The sequence below is a fragment of the Streptomyces sp. NBC_00328 genome (assembly GCF_036139655.1).
In the GTDB taxonomy this organism is placed as follows: domain Bacteria; phylum Actinomycetota; class Actinomycetes; order Streptomycetales; family Streptomycetaceae; genus Streptomyces.
Map to the genome: position 1 here is coordinate 5441624 of NZ_CP108013.1, position 16705 is coordinate 5458328.

Genomic DNA, 16705 nt, shown 5'->3' on the forward strand with positions numbered 1-16705 from the left:
GCTCAGGTGGAAGTGGCGCTTCGGGCGGTCCGTCTCTCAGCCCGAAGCGGCGCTGTCGGCCGACCGGCTGCTCAGGCGGTGGCCATGGGGCTCTCGCCCAGCACGAAAGCGGGGTCGATCTGTCCGGTGAGATCCACCCCGGTCTTGGCGTTGCCCCAGCCGGCGGCGTTCTTCAGGTGGAACTGCACCATCTGGCGCGTGTACCGCTCCCAGTCGCGCAGCTCGTAGGTGGCGTCGGCGGCGGTCCGCAAGGCGTGCAGCGAGCGCCGGTTGTCCGCTTCCAGAGCCTCGAACCGGGGCGGGCGGCCCTTCTCCATGGCGCGCACCCAGTCCGAGTGCCCGACCGTCACCAGGAGGTCGTCACCTACCTCCGCTCGCAGGAAGTCGATGTCGTCCTGGTTCTGCACCTTGTTGCCGACGACCCTCAGGGCGATGCCGAAGTCGCGGGCGTACTCCTTGTACTGGCGGTAGACGGAGACTCCCTTCCGGGTCGGCTCGGCGACGAGAAACGTGATGTCGAAGCGGGTGAACAAGCCGGACGCGAAGGAATCGGAGCCCGCCGTCATGTCGACGACGACGTACTCGCTCCGGCCGTCGACGAGATGGTTCAGGCAGAGCTCCACGGCACCGGTCTTGGAGTGGTAGCAAGCCACCCCCACATCGGCCTCGGTGAACGGGCCGGTGACCATCAAACGGATGACACCGCCGTCGAGTTCCACCGGCCGGGCGCAGGCGTCGTACACCGGATTGGTCTCACCGACCCGCAGCAGCCGGGAGCCTTCCCCGGGCGGGGTCGTCTTGATCATCGTCTCGGCGGACGCGATACGCGGGTTGGAGCCGCGCAGATAGTCCTTGATGAGCGGCAGCCGCTCACCCATGGCGGGGAGCGCCGCGGCCTCCGTCTCTTCGAGCCCGAGCGCGGCCCCCAGATGCTGGTTGATGTCGGCGTCCACGGCGACGACAGGTGCCCCCGAGGCGGCGAGGTGGCGGATGAAGAGCGACGACAGGGTGGTCTTGCCGCTGCCGCCCTTCCCGACGAAAGCAATTTTCATGTTCACCAAGGGTAGTGCGATCGTCGCTCCAGGTGCTCGCACCGCGTGAAGAAGACCACTCCTTCGTGGGGTGCGGGCCCGGGGTGCGTAATGTCGTACTCATGAGTACGACAGGTGCGGCCGCCGATCCGCTCGCGGCCCTCGGTTCACTTCCCGGGGTGGCCGATTCCGTGGAGTCCGTGCGCAAGGCTGTGGACCGGGTCTACGGACACCGGATCATGCGGCGCCGCAGCAACGAGATCACGTCCGAGGCGGCGTTGCGCGGGGCCCGTGGTTCCGCGGCGCTGTCCGGTGCCGACTGGGCCCTCGAAGAGGTGCGCCGGCGTACCGACTTCAGCGCGGGGGAGGAGGACCGTACGGTCGGCGCCGCTCTGCGGCTGACCGCCGAGGCGGGCCAGCTCCTGTCCATCTGGCGGCAGTCGCCCTTGCGCGTGCTCGCCCGGCTCCACCTGGTGGCGGCGGCCGACCGGGGCGACGCGGTGGGCCGGCCGAGGAGGAGCGGGGAGAAGGCCGATGAGCCTCTGGTGGAGCTGCCACTGCCGGACGCGGACGAGGTCGCGGGCCGTCTCGAAGGGCTGTCCCAGCTGATCATCGCTGGCGGTTCCGCCCCGGCCCTGGTCACGGCGGCCGTCGTTCACGGTGAACTGATCGCCCTGCGCCCCTTCGGCTCCCACAACGGACTGGTCGCGCGCGCTGCCGAACGCATCGTTCTGATCGGCAGTGGTCTCGACCCGAAGTCCATCTGTCCGGCGGAGGTCGGTCACGCGGAACTCGGCCGGGCGGCCTACCTCGCGGCCCTGGACGGTTACGTCTCCGGCACCCCGGACGGCATGGCTGCCTGGATCGCGCACTGCGGCCGGGCCGTCGAGCTGGGCGCCAGGGAGTCCGCCGCGGTCTGTGAGGCGCTGCAGCGCGGGGCCGCGTAGCGGGTGTCCGATCGCCTGGAAAAGGGTTGCGGCGGTACGAGTTCTCGTACCGCCGCTGGCATGTTCACCGGGTTACCAAGCGTCCTCGAGATATTGCCCATCAGGTCGGGAACTTTGCCCGTCACCTGGTGCGGCTGGCCCGTAATCGACGGGTCGACGTCGCGTGGGTGCTCGATGTTCATGCTCGGTCCGTGGGGCCTGGTTGCGTTCGAAGGTGATCCTCGCGGATGTCCTTGGTCTCGCGGGCCGTTAAACCCTTTGTACTCCAGGTCCGGAGGAAGCGGAACCCCTGACCACACTTCTTTACTTTTAGGTTCAAAAGGGTGGGAAATGGACTTCAATGGAGTCGTCACGCGCGCGTGACCGTTCACACCGCCGTCGCGCGGCGCCGGCTGGCGTACCAGACGAGCCCCGCCGTGGCCGCCGCGGCTCCTATCGCCGCCGCCGCCACGAGAGCGGGGCGAGGAGGTACGGACAGGGCGGGCAGCCGTTGCTTCAGCCGGACAGGGCGGTGGAAATTCAGAATCGGCCATGAGCGCGCGAGCGCCTCGCGGCGCAGTGTGCGGTCCGGATTGACCGCGTGCGGGTGTCCGACGGACTCCAGCATCGGCAGATCGGTCGCCGAGTCGCTGTAGGCGTAGCAGCGAGGCAGGTCGTAGCCCTCGGAGGCGGCCAGCTCCTTGATCGCCTCGGCCTTCGTCGGCCCGTAGGCGTAGTACTCCACCTCGCCGGTGAAGCAGCCGTCCTCTCCGACGACCATGCGGGTCGCCACGACTCGGTCGGCGCCGAGCAGTTCACCGATCGGCTCCACGACCTCGGCGCCGGACGTGGACACGATCACGACGTCGCGACCGGCCTTGTGGTGCTGCTCGATGAGTGACGCGGCCTCGTCGTAGATGATCGGGTCGATGAGGTCGTGCAGGGTCTCGGCGACGATTTCCTTGACCTGCTGGACGTTCCAGCCGCGGCACATCGAGGACAGGTACTTGCGCATCCGCTCCATCTGGTCGTGGTCGGCGCCGCCCGCCAGGAACACGAACTGGATGTATGCGGTGCGCAAGGCCGCCCTGCGGTTGATCAGTCCGCCTTGGTAGAACGACTTGCTGAAGGTGAGCGTGCTCGACTTCGCAATGACCGTCTTGTCCAGGTCGAAGAAGGCCGCTGTGCGAGGCAAGGAGTGGTTTTCCACGAGGTTGAGCATAGGGCCCACCATTCGGCGTAAGGTGAGGCGCGTGGGTTTGCCTGAGAAGGCTCTCGGGTACACCATGGAAGTCACGGATCGTTCGCGACCGTGCTAACCCGGTCCGACTCCTCCCCCCCCCGAGTCGGCCGTGGGGACGACCCCCGCTCTCCCCCCCGGCGGGGGTCGTCGCATGTCCGGATGGGTTTTCTCCTCTTCTGCGCGGCCCCGGAGCCTTCTCGGCGCTCTTGGTTCCGCGCTCTTCGCGTGCCCATGATCCGTCACTGTGCGTAGCCGTCGGGATGCTCTGCGGAAGCCGTTGAGCGTTCACCGGTAGGCGTGAAGGCGATATTCACAGCCGCTGAGTTGTCCACAGTTTTCGACCAAGATCCACATGATTTCCGGGATCGCTGCACCGTGATTCTCACGCGCTCCGTTCGCGGCCCGTTCATGGCCGGGTTCCGTTTGTCGGACGCGTTCGGCCGGTTCGTATCGGCCGTGCATATGGAGGCCGCTTGCCGGCTCTTCACACGAGCGGGATTCACGGGGTCCTGGAGGGCCCCGCGCAAGAAGCAGCGAAGGGGGCTGGAGATCGTGGCGGGAGCCATCATCCATGACCGGCCGCCCACCGCCGAAGGGCGGCAGGGCGGACCATTGATCGTCACCGAGGATGTCGACCTCCTCGACGACCTGTTGCGCCTGTGCGCCGCCGCGGGCGCGCGGCCCGAGGTCCATCACGGGATTCCGGAACGCAGGGGCAGCTGGGAGGCGGCACCTCTCGTCCTGGTCGGCGACGACGCGGCACCGCGCGTGCGGGGCGCCGCGCGGAGAAGGGGAGTCGTCCTGGTCGGCCGGGACCAGGACGACTCGGGAGTCTGGCGGCGGGCCGTCGAGATCGGCGCCGATCACGTCCTGGTACTGCCGGACGGCGAGCAATGGCTCGTCGACCGCATCGCGGATGTGGCCGAAGGAGTGGGCCGGCCCGCTCTCACCGTCGGCGTGCTCGGCGGCCGTGGCGGGGCCGGTGCCTCCACGCTGGCCTGCGCGCTCGCCGTCACCTCGGCGCGTGAGGGGAAGCGCACCCTGCTCGTGGACGCGGACCCTCTCGGAGGCGGACTCGACGTACTCCTCGGCGGAGAGACGGCCGAGGGGCTGCGCTGGCCGGCTTTCGCGGCCTCCCGCGGCAGGGTCGGCGGAGGCGCCCTGGAGGAGTCCCTGCCCCGACTGCACGCCCTGCGGGTTCTGAGCTGGGACCGGAGCGACGCGGTCACCGTTCCCCCGCAGGCGGTCCGCGCGGTGCTGGCCGCCGCCAGGCGGCGCGGTGGTGCGGTGGTCGTCGACCTGCCCCGCCGTATCGACGAAGGGGTCGCCGAGATCCTTGCCCAGCTCGACATGGGGCTGCTGGTGGTCCCCGCCGACCTGCGCTCCATCGCGGCGGCCGGACGGGTGGCGTCCGTGGTCGGCATGGTTCTGCGCGATCTGCGGATCGTGGTCCGCGGACCCTGCGCGCCAGGCCTCGACGATCGTGAGGTCGCCCGTCTGCTCGACCTGCCGCTGGTGGGTGAACTGCCGGCGGAGTCCTTCCCGATGGACGGCGGGCCGCCACCGGGGAGCGCGGCGAAGGGCCCTCTGGCCCGGTTCTGCACGGCCTTCTGGGAGCGGGTTCCGGTCGAAGGAGGGGGCGTATGAGCTGGGACGCGACCCGAGTCACGAACCACGGTGCGGGAATCGACGGCCGACCGGGAGCGCGGCCGCAGGGCACATTCGCGGGCCACGCGCCCGTGCGGACGGACCCGCGGGAGGTACACGCGGCTTCTCCGGCCGGCCCCACGGACCCGCGGGAGGGGCCCGGGCCGCATCCGCCCGGACGCGCCGACGCGCGGGACGGACCCCGGCCCTATCTCTCGCGGCGGAGGGAATCGCGGGGCGGCCCCACAGGCTTCGTGCCCGTGGGAACGGAGACGTGGGACGGGCCCGGGGCCGGTCCGGACGGAGGCGCGCGACTGCTGGACGGCGTGCGCCAATGGCTGGCCGAGAACGGATCCGAACCCACCCCCGCGCGCGTGGCACAGGCGCTGCGTGAGCAGGGGCGGGTGCTCGGGGACGCCGAAGTCCTGGGCGCGGCCGAGCGGTTGCGCTCCGAGCTGGTCGGCAGCGGTCCGCTGGAACCCCTGCTCGCCGATCCGTCGGTGACCGACGTGCTCGTGTCGGCGCCCGACCGGGTCTGGGTGGACCGCGGTGGCGGCCTGGAGCTGACCCGCGTGTCCTTTCCGGACACGGCAGCCGTACGACGTCTCGCGCAGCGCCTCGCGGCGGTGGCCGGCCGACGGCTCGACGACGCCCGCCCCTGGGTGGACGCCAGACTGCCGGACGGAACCCGTCTGCACGCGGTGCTGCCACCGGTCGCGGTCGGCTCCACCTGCCTCTCCCTGCGGGTCGTACGGCCACGCGCCTTCACCCTCGACGAGCTGGTGGCGGCGGGAACCGTGCCGCCCGGCGGGGACCGGGTGCTCAGAGCGCTGCTGGACGCCCGGCTGTCCTTCCTCATCAGCGGAGGCACGGGCTCGGGCAAGACGACCTTGCTGAGCGCGCTGCTGGGACTCGTGGGTCCAGGAGAGCGGATCGTGCTCGCCGAGGACTCGGCCGAGCTACGGCCCGACCATCCGCATGTGGTGCGCCTGGAAGGGCGGCCCGCGAACCAGGAGGGCGTCGGCCTCGTCTCGCTCCAGGATCTCGTCCGGCAGGCCCTGCGGATGAGACCGGACCGACTGGTGGTCGGCGAGGTGCGCGGTCCCGAGGTCGTCTCGCTGCTGGCCGCGCTGAACACAGGACATGAGGGCGGTTCGGGAACTCTTCATGCCAACGCGGCGGCCCAGGTCCCGGCCCGGCTGGAGGCCCTGGGCACGGCGGCCGGGCTCGACAGGGCCGCGCTGCACAGCCAGCTGGCGGCGGCACTGTCCGTGGTCCTGCACCTCGTCCGGGACCGGACCGGACGGCGCCGGATCGCCGAGGTGCATGTGCTGGAACGCGACGCGTCGGGGCTGGTGGTGACGGTGCCGGCGCTGCGGTGGGGCGAGGACGCCTTCGCGTACGAGCGGGGGTGGGAGCGGCTGAGGGAGCTCCTTCGGGAGGGAAGCCAGGGATACCGAAGCCAGGAACGTCGCGAGCCGATCGGGCTCGGGAGGGGAGGTGCCGCCGGACCGGAGGAGTACGGGAGCCCATCCGAGGCTGTGGACGCCGAGATGCTGACAGGGGCCGGGCGTCGGGATGCGAACGGGGAGCGGGATGAGGGTCGGTGAGATGGCGGACGCGCCCGTGGGAGCGGCCATGGCGTGTGCCGGGATCGCGGCCTGGCTGATCGGCGGGCACGGCTCGGGCGCGCGCAGAGCCAGGGTGCTGTTCGCCGGCGGTGGGGCGGTGACAGGTCCGCCTCTGTGGCATTGGGCCCGTGTGGACTGGCATCGGCTGCGGGGGCGGCTGCGGCCCGAAGCCTGGTCGCTGGTGGCGGGAACGGTGATCGCGGTACTGGGCACGTCGGTCGTGCCACTCCTCCTCGGAGCCGTCGGCATGCCCTTGCTGCGCCGGGTGCGGCGAGCGGGGGAGGTCCGGCGGGAGCGGGAGCGACGTGGCGACGCGGTGATCGCCCTGTGCGGCGCACTCGCCGGTGAGGTGCGGGCGGGACGTCAGCCGGGTGAGGCACTGCTCGCGGCCGCACGCGACTCGGACGGACTCGCCGAGGCACAGCCGTTGGTGCTGGCCGCGGCGAGATTCGGCGGGGATGTACCGGGTGCGCTGACCGAGGCGGCACGGCAGCCCGGCGCCGACGGACTGGTGGGGCTCGCCGCGTGCTGGCGTGTGGCCGTGGACCGGGGTGCGGGGCTCGCGGCGGGACTGGACCGGCTGGAGGGCGCGCTGCGAGCCGAGCGTGATCAACGAGACGACATGCGGGCCCAGTTGGCCGGATCACGCTCGACGGCGTCCATGCTCGCGGGCCTGCCGGTCCTCGGCCTTCTGCTCGGCACCGCGCTCGGCGCGGACCCCCTGCACGTGCTGCTGCACACCGGTCCCGGGCTGGGCTGCCTGCTCGTCGGCGGGGCGCTGGAGGGCGTGGGGCTGTGGTGGGCGCTGCGGATCGTACGAGGAGCGGAGACGGTATGAGCGCGGAAGTTGTCCACAGGCTGGGGGTACTTGTGTGCGGAGTGCTCCTGGTCGGCTCACCGGCCCGCTGGCTCGGGACGGTGCGGCGGGCGAGGCGAGTGCGCGGACGGCTGGCCGCGCTGCTGCTCCCGGAACCCGCGCCGTCACCGCCGCGCCACGAGGTGCGGAACTACGGCCGACGGTGGCTGCCTGTGGTGGGTGTCGGATGTGCCGGCTGGGTCCTGATCGGGGGCGTCGTCGGAGTTCTGGTCGGACTGGCGGCCGGCTTCGGAGTCCGGTGGTGGCTCCGGCGGCGGAATCCGGCACCTCGGGAGGAGTGCGACGTGGGGCCGGCCGCCCGCCAACTGCCCCTGGCCGCCGACTTGGTGGGCGCCTGCATCGCGGCCGGGGCGAGCCCGGTGGCGGCCGCCCAGGCCGTCGGTGAGGCGCTGGGCGGTCCGGTGGGTGAGCGGCTGGCCCGGGGCGCGGCGGAGGTGCGGCTCGGCGGTGAACCGGTCGACGCGTGGCGGAGGTTGGCGTCGCTTCCGGGCGCTCAGGGATTGGCGCGGCTGCTGGAACGGGCGGGCGAGTCGGGTGTGCCAGCGGCCGTGCCGGTCGGCCGGCTCGCGGCGGAGGCCCGCGCCGAGTGGGCGCGCACCGCGACGGCGCGGGCACGCCGGGCGGCCGTCATGGTCACCGCCCCGGTGGGGCTGTGCTTTCTGCCCGCCTTTCTCGCGATCGGGGTGCTGCCCGTGGTGATCGGTCTGGCCGGCGGATTGCTGCGAGGGGGCGGGGGGTGAGGGACGGCGGCAGTGGTGATGGGTGAACGGCAACCGGCGAAGTGCCCGACAGGGCTGAATCTCAAGGAGGTTGGAATGAGCAGGACGGTGCGAGTTCTCGGACTGGAGCGAGGACGAAGGCAAGGACGAGGGCACGGACGAGGGCACGGACAAGGGCACGGACAAGGGCAACGACAACGGCGTGCGCGGATGCGGGCCTGGATGCTCGCGTCCATCGCGGCGCGGAGGGACGCGGGGATGGTCACGTCCGAGTACGCGGTGGGTGTCATCGCGGCGGTGGCCTTCGCCGCCGCGCTCTACAAGGTGGTGACGAGCGGGCAGGTCGGTGAGGAGCTGCAGGGCATCGTGGGGCGGGCCCTCAATGTCCAGATGTGAACGCCGTTTGAGTCAGGACCGGTTGAGGGCGGGTTGGGCTCTGCGCCGGGACGGTGGATTCGTCACCGCGGAGGCCGCCGTGGTCCTGCCCTCTCTGGTGCTCGTCGGCATGGCGCTCGTCTGGGCCCTGCTCGCCGCGTCCGCGGAGATCCAGTGCGTGGACGCGGCGAGGGCGGGCGCTCGGTCGGCGGCGCGCCAGGACCCGGCGGAAACGGTCCTGGCGACGGCCCGTCGTGCGGCCCCGCCCGGGGCGAAGGTCACCGTGGGCAGGGAGGGCGATCTGGTCCGGGTCACCGTCGGCGCGATGACACCCGGTCCCGCCGCGCTGTCCCTTGAACTGAAGGACGAGGCGGTGGCACTGGCGGAGGAGACGGTGGGAGACACGGTGGGGGACACGGACGCGGGGGATACGGCTGTGGGGGTGGACGGGAGATGAGGAGCCGGAGGCGCCGGCGGAGCCGGCGATGGGTGTGGTCAACCGTTGGGAGGGGCTGCCGTGGGCGGTGGCATGTGTCTTCCGACAGAGGATCGGCGACGGTGTGGACGGTGGGGGCGATCGCTGTGCTGTGTGCCGTCTTCGGAGCGGTGCTGTCGATGGGACAGGCCGTCGTGGTGCGGCACCGGGCGGCGGGAGCCGCGGACCTGGCGGCCCTCGCCGCGGCGGATCACTGGAGCGACGGCGGCACGGCGGCCTGCGCCCGCGCGGACCGTGTGGCCCGAGCACAGACCGCGCGGCTCGTGCGGTGCGCGGTCGAGGGGCAGATCTCGGACGTGACGGCCTCGTCCGGAACCGGACCGATCACCGCCGAGGTCAGATCGAGGGCCGGGCCACCGGAATCTCCGGGTTCTGACGGTTCTCCCGGACCTGTGGAGCCTGTGGGGCCCAAGGGTTCCTCGGAACCCTCAGGGCGCTCCCCGCACTCACTACCCTCAGGGCGCCCCGCCCTCACTCCGCCGAACCCGGCCCCTGGCCGCCACGCGCCGGACATCCACCCGTTCGGCCCTGACGCCTCCGACTTTCACTCTTCCGGTTCTCCGCCCCCGCGCATGCCGCCGTGGCTACCCGAACGGACTACCGCGGACGCGACTCCTCGGGACCCGACTCCTGCTGACCCGAGTCCTTCTGGCCGGGCTCCTTCGGAGCGGGTTCCTCGGGTGCCGCTCGCAGGAGTTCCGTGAGCAGGCGTACGGCGCCTCGCTTGTGGAGTGGATCGTTGCCGTTCCCGCATTTGGGGGACTGGATGCAGGAGGGGCATCCGGCGTCGCAATCGCACGAGGCGATGGCCTGGCGGGTGGCCGTGAGCCAGGAGCGGGCGGTGTGGAAGGCCCGCTCGGCGAATCCGGCGCCACCCGGGTGACCGTCGTACACGAAGACGGTGGGCAGCAGCGTGTCGGGGTGGAGGGGGACGGAGACGCCGCCGATGTCCCAGCGGTCGCAGGTGGCGAACAGCGGCAGCATGCCGATCGAGGCGTGCTCGGCGGCGTGCAGGGTGCCGCCGAGGATCTCCGGGTTGATCCGGGCCGCGTCCAACTGGTCCTCGGTGACCGTCCACCAGACGGCACGGGTACGGAGCGTACGGGGAGGGAGATCGAGTTTGGTCTCTCCGAGCACCTCGCCGGTGATGACGCGCCGGCGCAGGAAGGAGACGACCTGGTTGGTGACTTCCACGGAGCCGTAGCACAACCGGCCGTCACCCCAGGGGACTTCGACATCGGTCTCGAGGACGGCGATGGTGGTCGTGTCGCGGGCGACCGTCGAATACGGCGGGCTGGCCTCCTCGACCAGTGCGACCGAGTCCTCCAGGTCCAGCTTGCGCACCAGGTACGTACGGCCCTGGTGCAGATGGACCGCGCCCTCGTGGACCGCCGTGTGCGCGGCGCCCTCGTCGACCGTGCCGAGCAGGCGGCCGGTCCCGGCCTCGACGACCTGCACCGGGCTGCCGCCGCCCCCGCGGATGTCGGTCAGGTCGACGGCCCGCTCCCGGCGCGTCCAGTGCCAGGCCGTGGCCCGGCGGCGCAGCAGCTTGGCGGCCTCTAGCTGCGGCAGCAGTCCTGCGGCGGCGGGGCCGAAGAGGTCCAGGTCCTCGTCCGTGAGCGGGATTTCGGAGGCGGCGGCACACAGGTGCGGAGCCAGGACGTAGGGGTTGTCCGGGTCGAGGACCGTGGATTCCACCGGTTGGTCGAACAGGGCCTCGGGGTGATGGACGAGGAAGGTGTCCAGTGGGTCGTCGCGGGCGACCAGGATCGCCAGCGCGCCTTCGCCGGACCGGCCCGCGCGGCCGGCCTGTTGCCAGAGGGAGGCGCGGGTGCCCGGGTAGCCGGAGATGACGACGGCGTCGAGGCCGGAGATGTCGACGCCGAGTTCGAGGGCGGTGGTGGCGGCGAGGCCGAGGAGCTCTCCGGAGTGCAGCGCGGCCTCCAGGGCACGGCGTTCCTCGGGGAGGTAGCCGCCGCGATAGGCGGCGACGCGCCGGGCCAGCGAGCGGTCGATCTCGGCGAGGCGTTCCTGGGCGATGAGCGCGACCAGCTCGGCGCCACGCCGGGACCGTACGAAGGAGATCGAGCGCATCCCCTGGACGGTGAGGTCGGTCAGCAGGTCGGCCGTTTCGGCGGTGGCGGTCCGCCGGACGGGTGCACCTTTCTCGCCGTGCAGTTCGGTGAGCGGGGGCTCCCACAGGGCGAACACGAGTTCCCCTCGCGGGGAGGCGTCGTCGGCGACCTCGACGACGGGGAGGCCGGTCAGGCGGCGCGCCGCGACCGAGGGTTCGGCGGCGGTCGCGGAGGCCAGCAGGAAGACGGGGGAGGCGCCGTAGCGGGCGCAGATGCGGCGCAGACGGCGCAGTACCTGGGCGACGTGGGAGCCGAAGACGCCGCGGTAGGTGTGGCACTCGTCGATGACGACGTAGCGCAGGGCGCGCAGGAAGGAGGACCAGCGGGGGTGGGAGGGCAATATCCCGCGGTGCAGCATGTCGGGGTTGGTCAGGACGTAGTTGGCGTACTGGCGTACCCATTCGCGTTCCTCGAAGGGCGTGTCGCCGTCGTACACGGCTGGGCGTACGGCATTGCCCAGCGGTTGTGAAAGTTCCTTCACCGAGCGGCGCTGGTCTGCCGCCAGGGCCTTGGTGGGGGCCAGGTAGAGGGCGGTGGCGCCCCGGCCGTTCGGGGCCTCCGAGCCCTCCAGGAGGGCCGTCAGGACCGGGGCGAGGTAGGCCAGGGACTTGCCGGAGGCGGTGCCGGTGGCGACGATCACCGACTCCCCGTCCAGGGCGTGCTCGGCGACGCGTGCCTGGTGGGCCCAGGGGTGTTCGATGCCCGCGGCCTGCACCGCGGCGATGACCTCCGGACGGATCCGGTCGGGCCAGACGGCATGACGACCCTCTCGCGGGGGCAAGTGCTCCGTATGAGTGATGCGCGAAGCCCGGCTCGGCCCCGAGGCGAGCCGGTCCAGGACGGTGCTCGGCGAGGGGCGGGAAGCGGTGTCCGCCGTGGATCGATCGGATCGGTGATTCTTGGCCATCGGCATCGAGTGTGTCACTGGCGTGACGGACAATGGGCCCAAGGCGTCGTGCACGCCTGCCGGTAAGTGATTGAATGCCATCGCGGCTGGCGAACCGTCCCGGGGGCTCTGCCGAGGTGTCCCATGGGGCGACCGCTCGATAGCAAGGTGCTGGAGGATCCGTGGACCTGTCCCTGTCGACTCGCAATGTGTCCGGCCCTAATGGCGACCGTACGGTCGTCGAGGTCGGCGGCGAAATCGATGTATATACCGCGCCCAAGCTGCGAGAGCAGCTGGTCGAGCTGGTGAACGACGGCAGTTTCCACCTCGTCGTCGACATGGAGGGCGTGGACTTCCTCGACTCCACCGGTCTCGGCGTGCTGGTGGGCGGCCTGAAGCGCGTCCGGGCCCATGAGGGCTCGCTGCGTCTGGTCTGCAACCAGGAGCGCATTCTGAAGATCTTCCGTATTACCGGTCTCACCAAGGTGTTCCCGATCCACACCTCGGTGGACGAGGCGGTCAACGCGACCGACTGACAACCGGTCTCCCGGGTCGTGGGCCCGGCATCGCATACATGGGGACCGGGCCCACGGCCCGGCCCCCAGACAGCACGCCCGTAGTTCAGAGGGGGATGCATGGCCACCGTTGAACTCCGCTTCAGCGCGCTGCCCGAGCACGTCAGGACCGCCCGACTGGTGGCGGCAGCGGTGGCGCGCAGGGCCGGAGTGGACGAGGCCGTCCTCGACGAGGTCAGGCTCGCCGTCGGCGAGGCCTGTACTCGTGCCGTCGGACTGCACCAGAGCGGCGGAATCGCGGCGCCGGTGCAGGTGACGCTGATCGAGGAGGAGAAGCAGTTCTCCATCGAGGTCGGTGACGAGGCGCCGGGTTCGGTGCCCGGAGGAGCATCCGGCGCCGCCTCGGACGCGGAGGTCGAGGAGGACGAGATGGGCCTCGCGGTCATCAGCGGCCTCGTCGACGACGTGGAAGTCATTGCCGGAGAGCACGGCGGACTGATCAGGATGAGCTGGCCCACCACGCCGCCGGCCGTGGCTCTTTCCTGACAGCCGTCCCTCTTTAATTTCTCCCGAAGGGCCCTACTCGGTGGGGCCCTTCGGCATGTCCGGGGCAGGTCCGGGGTATGTCCGGCAGTGCCCGCTCGCCCATATGGTGATCGTTTACTTCGATGATCGCGTACGGCGTTTCGTGAATTGATTCACGATCATTCGCGCGATAATTGGATCAAGCGTCAACGCTTCTGGGGCATTACTGCATTTGGGTCCGTAGACGCCTGTTGATCATTTGCTGAAGAGCAAGTGAAGATTAATTCCGCTTACCGCGGACTGTTTTGATCAGGTTCCGGTACCTAGAATCCGTCCACATCTTGAGCTCAGCCCAAGCGTCAAGGAGGACGAATGGCGGGGCTTTCTACCCCTCATCAGTTTGATCACCCCACAACCTTCGCAGCCGCGGTTCTGACGGACGGCAACCGTCTCATCGTGACGGTCATTGCGGTCGTCGCCGTGGCAGCGCTCGTGGTCGCCGGGATCCTGGTGCGCCAGGTTCTCGCGGCCGACGAGGGCACCGACAGCATGAAGAAGATCGCGACGGCGATCCAGGAAGGCGCGAATGCCTACCTGGGGCGTCAGATGCGCACGCTCGGCGTATTCGCCGTCGTGGTGTTCTTCCTGCTCATGCTGCTTCCCGCGGACGACTGGAATCAGCGCGCCGGACGGTCGATCTTCTTCCTGATCGGCGCGGTGTTCTCGGCGACCACCGGCTATATCGGTATGTGGCTCGCCGTACGGAGCAATGTCCGCGTGGCCGCGGCCGCACGGGAAGCGACCCCGGCGGAGGGTGAGCCCGAAAAGGATCTCACCGCCGTCTCGCACAAGGCCATGAAGATCGCTTTCCGCACCGGTGGCGTAGTCGGCATGTTCACGGTGGGGCTCGGTCTGCTGGGCGCCTCCTGTGTGGTGCTCGTGTACGCGGCCGACGCGCCGAAGGTCCTTGAAGGCTTCGGTCTCGGCGCGGCACTGATCGCCATGTTCATGCGCGTCGGCGGCGGCATCTTCACCAAGGCCGCCGACGTCGGGGCCGACCTGGTCGGCAAGGTAGAGCAGGGCATCCCTGAGGACGACCCGCGTAACGCCGCGACCATCGCCGACAACGTGGGCGACAACGTGGGCGACTGCGCCGGTATGGCCGCGGACCTCTTCGAGTCGTATGCCGTCACGCTCGTTGCCGCGCTGATCCTCGGCAAGGTGGCGTTCGGCGACGCCGGGCTCGCGTTCCCGCTGATCGTCCCCGCCATCGGCGTACTCACCGCGATGATCGGCATCTTCGCGGTGGCGCCCCGGCGGTCCGACCGCAGCGGCATGTCCGCGATCAACCGAGGGTTCTTCATCTCCGCGGTGATCTCGCTCGTACTGGTGGCCCTCGCCGTCTACATCTACCTTCCGGGGACCTACGCCGAACTGGACGGGGTCACGGACGCGGCGATCAAGGCCAAGGGCGGTGATCCGCGGGTCCTCGCGGTGATCGCCGTCGCGATCGGCATCGTGCTGGCCGCGCTCATCCAGCAGTTGACCGGCTACTTCACCGAGACCACTCGCCGTCCCGTCCGGGACATCGGCAAGAGTTCACTCACCGGCGCGGCCACCGTCGTCCTCGCCGGCATCTCCATCGGTCTCGAATCGGCCGTCTACACCGCCTTGTTGATCGGCCTCGGCGTGTACGGGGCGTTCCTGCTGGGCGGTACGTCGATCTTGCTGGCGCTGTTCGCGGTGGCGCTCGCCGGAACGGGCCTGCTCACCACGGTCGGTGTCATCGTCGCGATGGACACCTTCGGCCCCGTCTCCGACAACGCGCAGGGCATCGCCGAGATGTCCGGTGACGTCGAGGGCGCGGGCGCGCAGGTGCTCACCGACCTGGACGCTGTCGGCAACACCACCAAGGCCATCACCAAGGGCATCGCCATCGCCACCGCCGTGCTCGCGGCCTCGGCCCTCTTCGGCTCGTACCGTGACGCGATCACCACGGCCGCGAGCGACGTGGGCGAGAAGGTCTCGGGAGCGGGTGCGCCGCTGAACCTGATGATGGACATCTCGCAGCCCAACAACCTGGTGGGTCTCATCGCGGGCGCCGCGGTCGTCTTCCTCTTCTCGGGGCTGGCGATCAACGCGGTGTCGCGGTCCGCCGGGGCAGTGGTCTACGAGGTGCGGCGGCAGTTCCGCGAGCACCCCGGGATCATGGACTACTCCGAGCAGCCCGAGTACGGGCGCGTCGTCGACATCTGCACCAAGGACGCGCTGCGCGAACTGGCCACACCCGGCCTGCTCGCGGTGCTCACGCCGATCGCGATCGGGTTCACGCTCGGCGTCGGCGCGCTCGGTTCGTTCCTCGCCGGCGCGATCGGCACCGGCACGCTGATGGCGGTCTTCCTCGCCAACTCCGGTGGCGCGTGGGACAACGCCAAGAAGCTGGTCGAGGACGGCCACCACGGCGGCAAGGGCAGCGAGGCCCACGCCGCTACGGTGATCGGCGACACGATCGGTGACCCGTTCAAGGACACGGCGGGTCCCGCGATCAACCCGCTGCTGAAGGTCATGAACCTGGTGTCGCTGCTGATCGCTCCGGCGATCGTCAAGTTCTCGTACGGCGACGACAAGAGCGTCGGCGTACGGGTGTTCATCGCCCTTCTCGCGCTCATCGTGATCGTGAGTGCCGTGTACATCTCCAAGCGGCGCGGGATCGTCATGGGCGACGAGGAGGAGAACGACGAAGGGGTCGCCAAGTCGGCCGATCCGGCGGTGGTTTCGTAGCTCACAGGTTCCACGCCTGATGCGGCACGGAAATGAGTGCCGGGTCGGGGAGTGAACCAACGGGCGGGTGCACAGCGCGTGTTGACGTGCCGTGCACCCGCCCTGTGTGTGTTCACGCCGCTGTCGTGAGCCTTCTCTCGCTTGGTGCAAACGGCTTCAAAAGCTGTTGTAGTGGACATTCGCCATACGGGTGTCGCCCACATGGCGTGTATGTTCCGGGGCCGAGGGCCATGGAAGGGACCGAACCGGTGAACAAGAAGCTCGCGGCCGCACTGTCCGGCGGTGCGGTACTGGTGCTCGCGCTGTCGGGATGCGGCAGCAGCGAGGACAGCGGCAACGACAAGCTGAACTCCTGGGCGAAGCAGGTCTGTGACGCGGTGAAGCCGCAGGCGCAGAAGATCGAGGAGGCGAACGCCGCGATCCAGAAGCAGACCTCGGACAACAGCACGCCGGAGGCCGTCCAGAAGACCGACGCACAGGCTTTCCAGGACATGTCCGACGCCTACGAGGCGATCGGCACCGCCGTCTCCAACGCGGGACCGCCGGACGTCGAGGACGGCAAGACGAAGCAGACCAACGCCGTCAAGGAGCTCAACGGCATCTCCGCGCAGTACGCCGCCCTGAAGACGCAGGTCGCCAAGCTCGACACCAAGGACCAGGCCAAGTTCGCCGAGGGGCTCAAGGGCATCGCGACCCAGCTCGGCCAACTGAGCCAGAGCGGGAACGACGCCCTGAAGAAGCTGGAGGAGGGCGACGTGGGCAAGGCGATGGCGCAGCAGGAGAGCTGCAAGTCGGCGTCCGGGTCGCCGGGGGCCGCCAACGGCTGAGGCCGTCCGCAGGATCGAAGCCGAGAGCCCGGTACGCAGGCGCGCCGGGCTCTCGGCCTGTGCTGCCCGTGCCGCGCTCGCTGTCCACAGG

At 70.3% G+C, this 16705-nt stretch carries 14 protein-coding genes and 1 pseudogene; 12 read left to right on the top strand and 3 right to left on the bottom strand.

The genetic code is table 11. The features are described from left to right. Positions 1–71: 71 nt before the first annotated feature. Positions 72–1052, bottom strand: coding sequence for an ATP-binding protein (locus OG485_RS23885; RefSeq protein ID WP_328670615.1), 981 nt, complete (start codon positions 1050–1052; stop codon positions 72–74). Positions 1053–1153: 101 nt separating this feature from the next. Here OG485_RS23885 and OG485_RS23890 point away from each other — a divergent pair, with 101 nt between their 5' ends. After that, positions 1154–1978, top strand: coding sequence for an oxidoreductase (locus tag OG485_RS23890; protein ID WP_328670616.1), 825 nt, complete (start codon positions 1154–1156; stop codon positions 1976–1978). Positions 1979–2345: 367 nt separating this feature from the next. Here OG485_RS23890 and OG485_RS23895 read toward each other — a convergent pair whose 3' ends face one another. Continuing rightward, complete coding sequence (locus OG485_RS23895; RefSeq protein WP_328670617.1) at positions 2346–3179, bottom strand: HAD family hydrolase; 834 nt, start codon at positions 3177–3179, stop codon at positions 2346–2348. 573 nt (positions 3180–3752) lie between these two features. On the opposite strand from OG485_RS23895, the gene ssd reads away from it, so the two are divergent. The 7 genes and pseudogenes from ssd to OG485_RS23930 form a co-directional block, all read left to right on the top strand. After that, positions 3753–4847 carry a septum site-determining protein Ssd gene (gene ssd / locus OG485_RS23900; protein WP_328670618.1) on the top strand — a complete coding sequence of 365 codons (1095 nt, stop codon included), beginning with the start codon at positions 3753–3755 and terminating at the stop codon, positions 4845–4847. 260 nt (positions 4848–5107) lie between these two features. Next, the gene (locus OG485_RS23905; RefSeq protein WP_328670619.1) at positions 5108–6457 is read left to right on the top strand and encodes a TadA family conjugal transfer-associated ATPase; all 1350 of its coding nucleotides are present in this window, start codon (positions 5108–5110) and stop codon (positions 6455–6457) included. Next, on the top strand, positions 6444–7316 hold the full coding sequence (locus OG485_RS23910) for a type II secretion system F family protein (RefSeq protein ID WP_328670620.1): 873 nt from the start codon (positions 6444–6446) through the stop codon (positions 7314–7316). The genes OG485_RS23905 and OG485_RS23910 overlap by 14 nt, the downstream gene beginning before the upstream one ends. Then, entirely contained in the window at positions 7313–8095 is a 783-nt protein-coding gene (locus tag OG485_RS23915) for a type II secretion system F family protein (protein WP_328670621.1), read from the top strand. Before OG485_RS23910 ends, OG485_RS23915 begins: the two co-directional genes overlap by 4 nt. A gap of 237 nt (positions 8096–8332) precedes the next feature. Next, positions 8333–8470 carry a DUF4244 domain-containing protein gene (locus tag OG485_RS23920; RefSeq protein ID WP_382783924.1) on the top strand — a complete coding sequence of 46 codons (138 nt, stop codon included), beginning with the start codon at positions 8333–8335 and terminating at the stop codon, positions 8468–8470. Next, complete coding sequence (locus tag OG485_RS23925) at positions 8457–8906, top strand: TadE family type IV pilus minor pilin (RefSeq protein ID WP_328670622.1); 450 nt, start codon at positions 8457–8459, stop codon at positions 8904–8906. The genes OG485_RS23920 and OG485_RS23925 overlap by 14 nt, the downstream gene beginning before the upstream one ends. After that, a pseudogene (locus OG485_RS23930) lies at positions 8903–9334 on the top strand (Rv3654c family TadE-like protein); the annotation flags it as partial. The gene OG485_RS23925 and the pseudogene OG485_RS23930, both read left to right, overlap by 4 nt. A gap of 208 nt (positions 9335–9542) precedes the next feature. Here the strand turns inward: OG485_RS23930 and OG485_RS23935 are convergent. Then, positions 9543–12068 carry a DEAD/DEAH box helicase gene (locus OG485_RS23935; RefSeq protein WP_328670623.1) on the bottom strand — a complete coding sequence of 842 codons (2526 nt, stop codon included), beginning with the start codon at positions 12066–12068 and terminating at the stop codon, positions 9543–9545. A gap of 80 nt (positions 12069–12148) precedes the next feature. Here OG485_RS23935 and bldG point away from each other — a divergent pair, with 80 nt between their 5' ends. The 4 genes from bldG to OG485_RS23955 all read left to right on the top strand — a co-directional run bounded on the left by bldG (position 12149) and on the right by OG485_RS23955 (position 16614). Then, the gene (gene bldG, locus OG485_RS23940) at positions 12149–12502 is read left to right on the top strand and encodes an anti-sigma factor antagonist BldG (protein ID WP_037625427.1); all 354 of its coding nucleotides are present in this window, start codon (positions 12149–12151) and stop codon (positions 12500–12502) included. Positions 12503–12601: 99 nt separating this feature from the next. Beyond that, positions 12602–13027, top strand: a complete 426-nt coding sequence (locus OG485_RS23945) for an ATP-binding protein (protein WP_326786415.1) — start codon at positions 12602–12604, stop codon at positions 13025–13027. A gap of 351 nt (positions 13028–13378) precedes the next feature. After that, a complete protein-coding gene (locus OG485_RS23950; RefSeq protein WP_328670624.1) occupies positions 13379–15787 on the top strand; it encodes a sodium-translocating pyrophosphatase in 2409 nt (802 codons plus the stop codon). Between the two features lie 230 nt (positions 15788–16017). Beyond that, the gene (locus OG485_RS23955) at positions 16018–16614 is read left to right on the top strand and encodes a small secreted protein (protein WP_328670625.1); all 597 of its coding nucleotides are present in this window, start codon (positions 16018–16020) and stop codon (positions 16612–16614) included. Positions 16615–16705 lie beyond the last annotated feature (91 nt).

Coding starts and splice junctions, on each gene's coding strand:
- OG485_RS23950 (WP_328670624.1), top strand. CDS start 13,379: ATGGCGGGGCTTTCTACCCCTCATCAGTTTGATCACCCCACAACCTTC.
- OG485_RS23895 (WP_328670617.1), bottom strand. CDS start 3,179: ATGCTCAACCTCGTGGAAAACCACTCCTTGCCTCGCACAGCGGCCTTC.
- OG485_RS23915 (WP_328670621.1), top strand. CDS start 7,313: ATGAGCGCGGAAGTTGTCCACAGGCTGGGGGTACTTGTGTGCGGAGTG.
- OG485_RS23920 (WP_382783924.1), top strand. CDS start 8,333: ATGGTCACGTCCGAGTACGCGGTGGGTGTCATCGCGGCGGTGGCCTTC.
- OG485_RS23925 (WP_328670622.1), top strand. CDS start 8,457: ATGTCCAGATGTGAACGCCGTTTGAGTCAGGACCGGTTGAGGGCGGGT.
- OG485_RS23890 (WP_328670616.1), top strand. CDS start 1,154: ATGAGTACGACAGGTGCGGCCGCCGATCCGCTCGCGGCCCTCGGTTCA.
- OG485_RS23945 (WP_326786415.1), top strand. CDS start 12,602: ATGGCCACCGTTGAACTCCGCTTCAGCGCGCTGCCCGAGCACGTCAGG.
- OG485_RS23955 (WP_328670625.1), top strand. CDS start 16,018: ATGGAAGGGACCGAACCGGTGAACAAGAAGCTCGCGGCCGCACTGTCC.
- OG485_RS23910 (WP_328670620.1), top strand. CDS start 6,444: ATGAGGGTCGGTGAGATGGCGGACGCGCCCGTGGGAGCGGCCATGGCG.
- OG485_RS23885 (WP_328670615.1), bottom strand. CDS start 1,052: ATGAAAATTGCTTTCGTCGGGAAGGGCGGCAGCGGCAAGACCACCCTG.
- OG485_RS23935 (WP_328670623.1), bottom strand. CDS start 12,068: ATGGCATTCAATCACTTACCGGCAGGCGTGCACGACGCCTTGGGCCCA.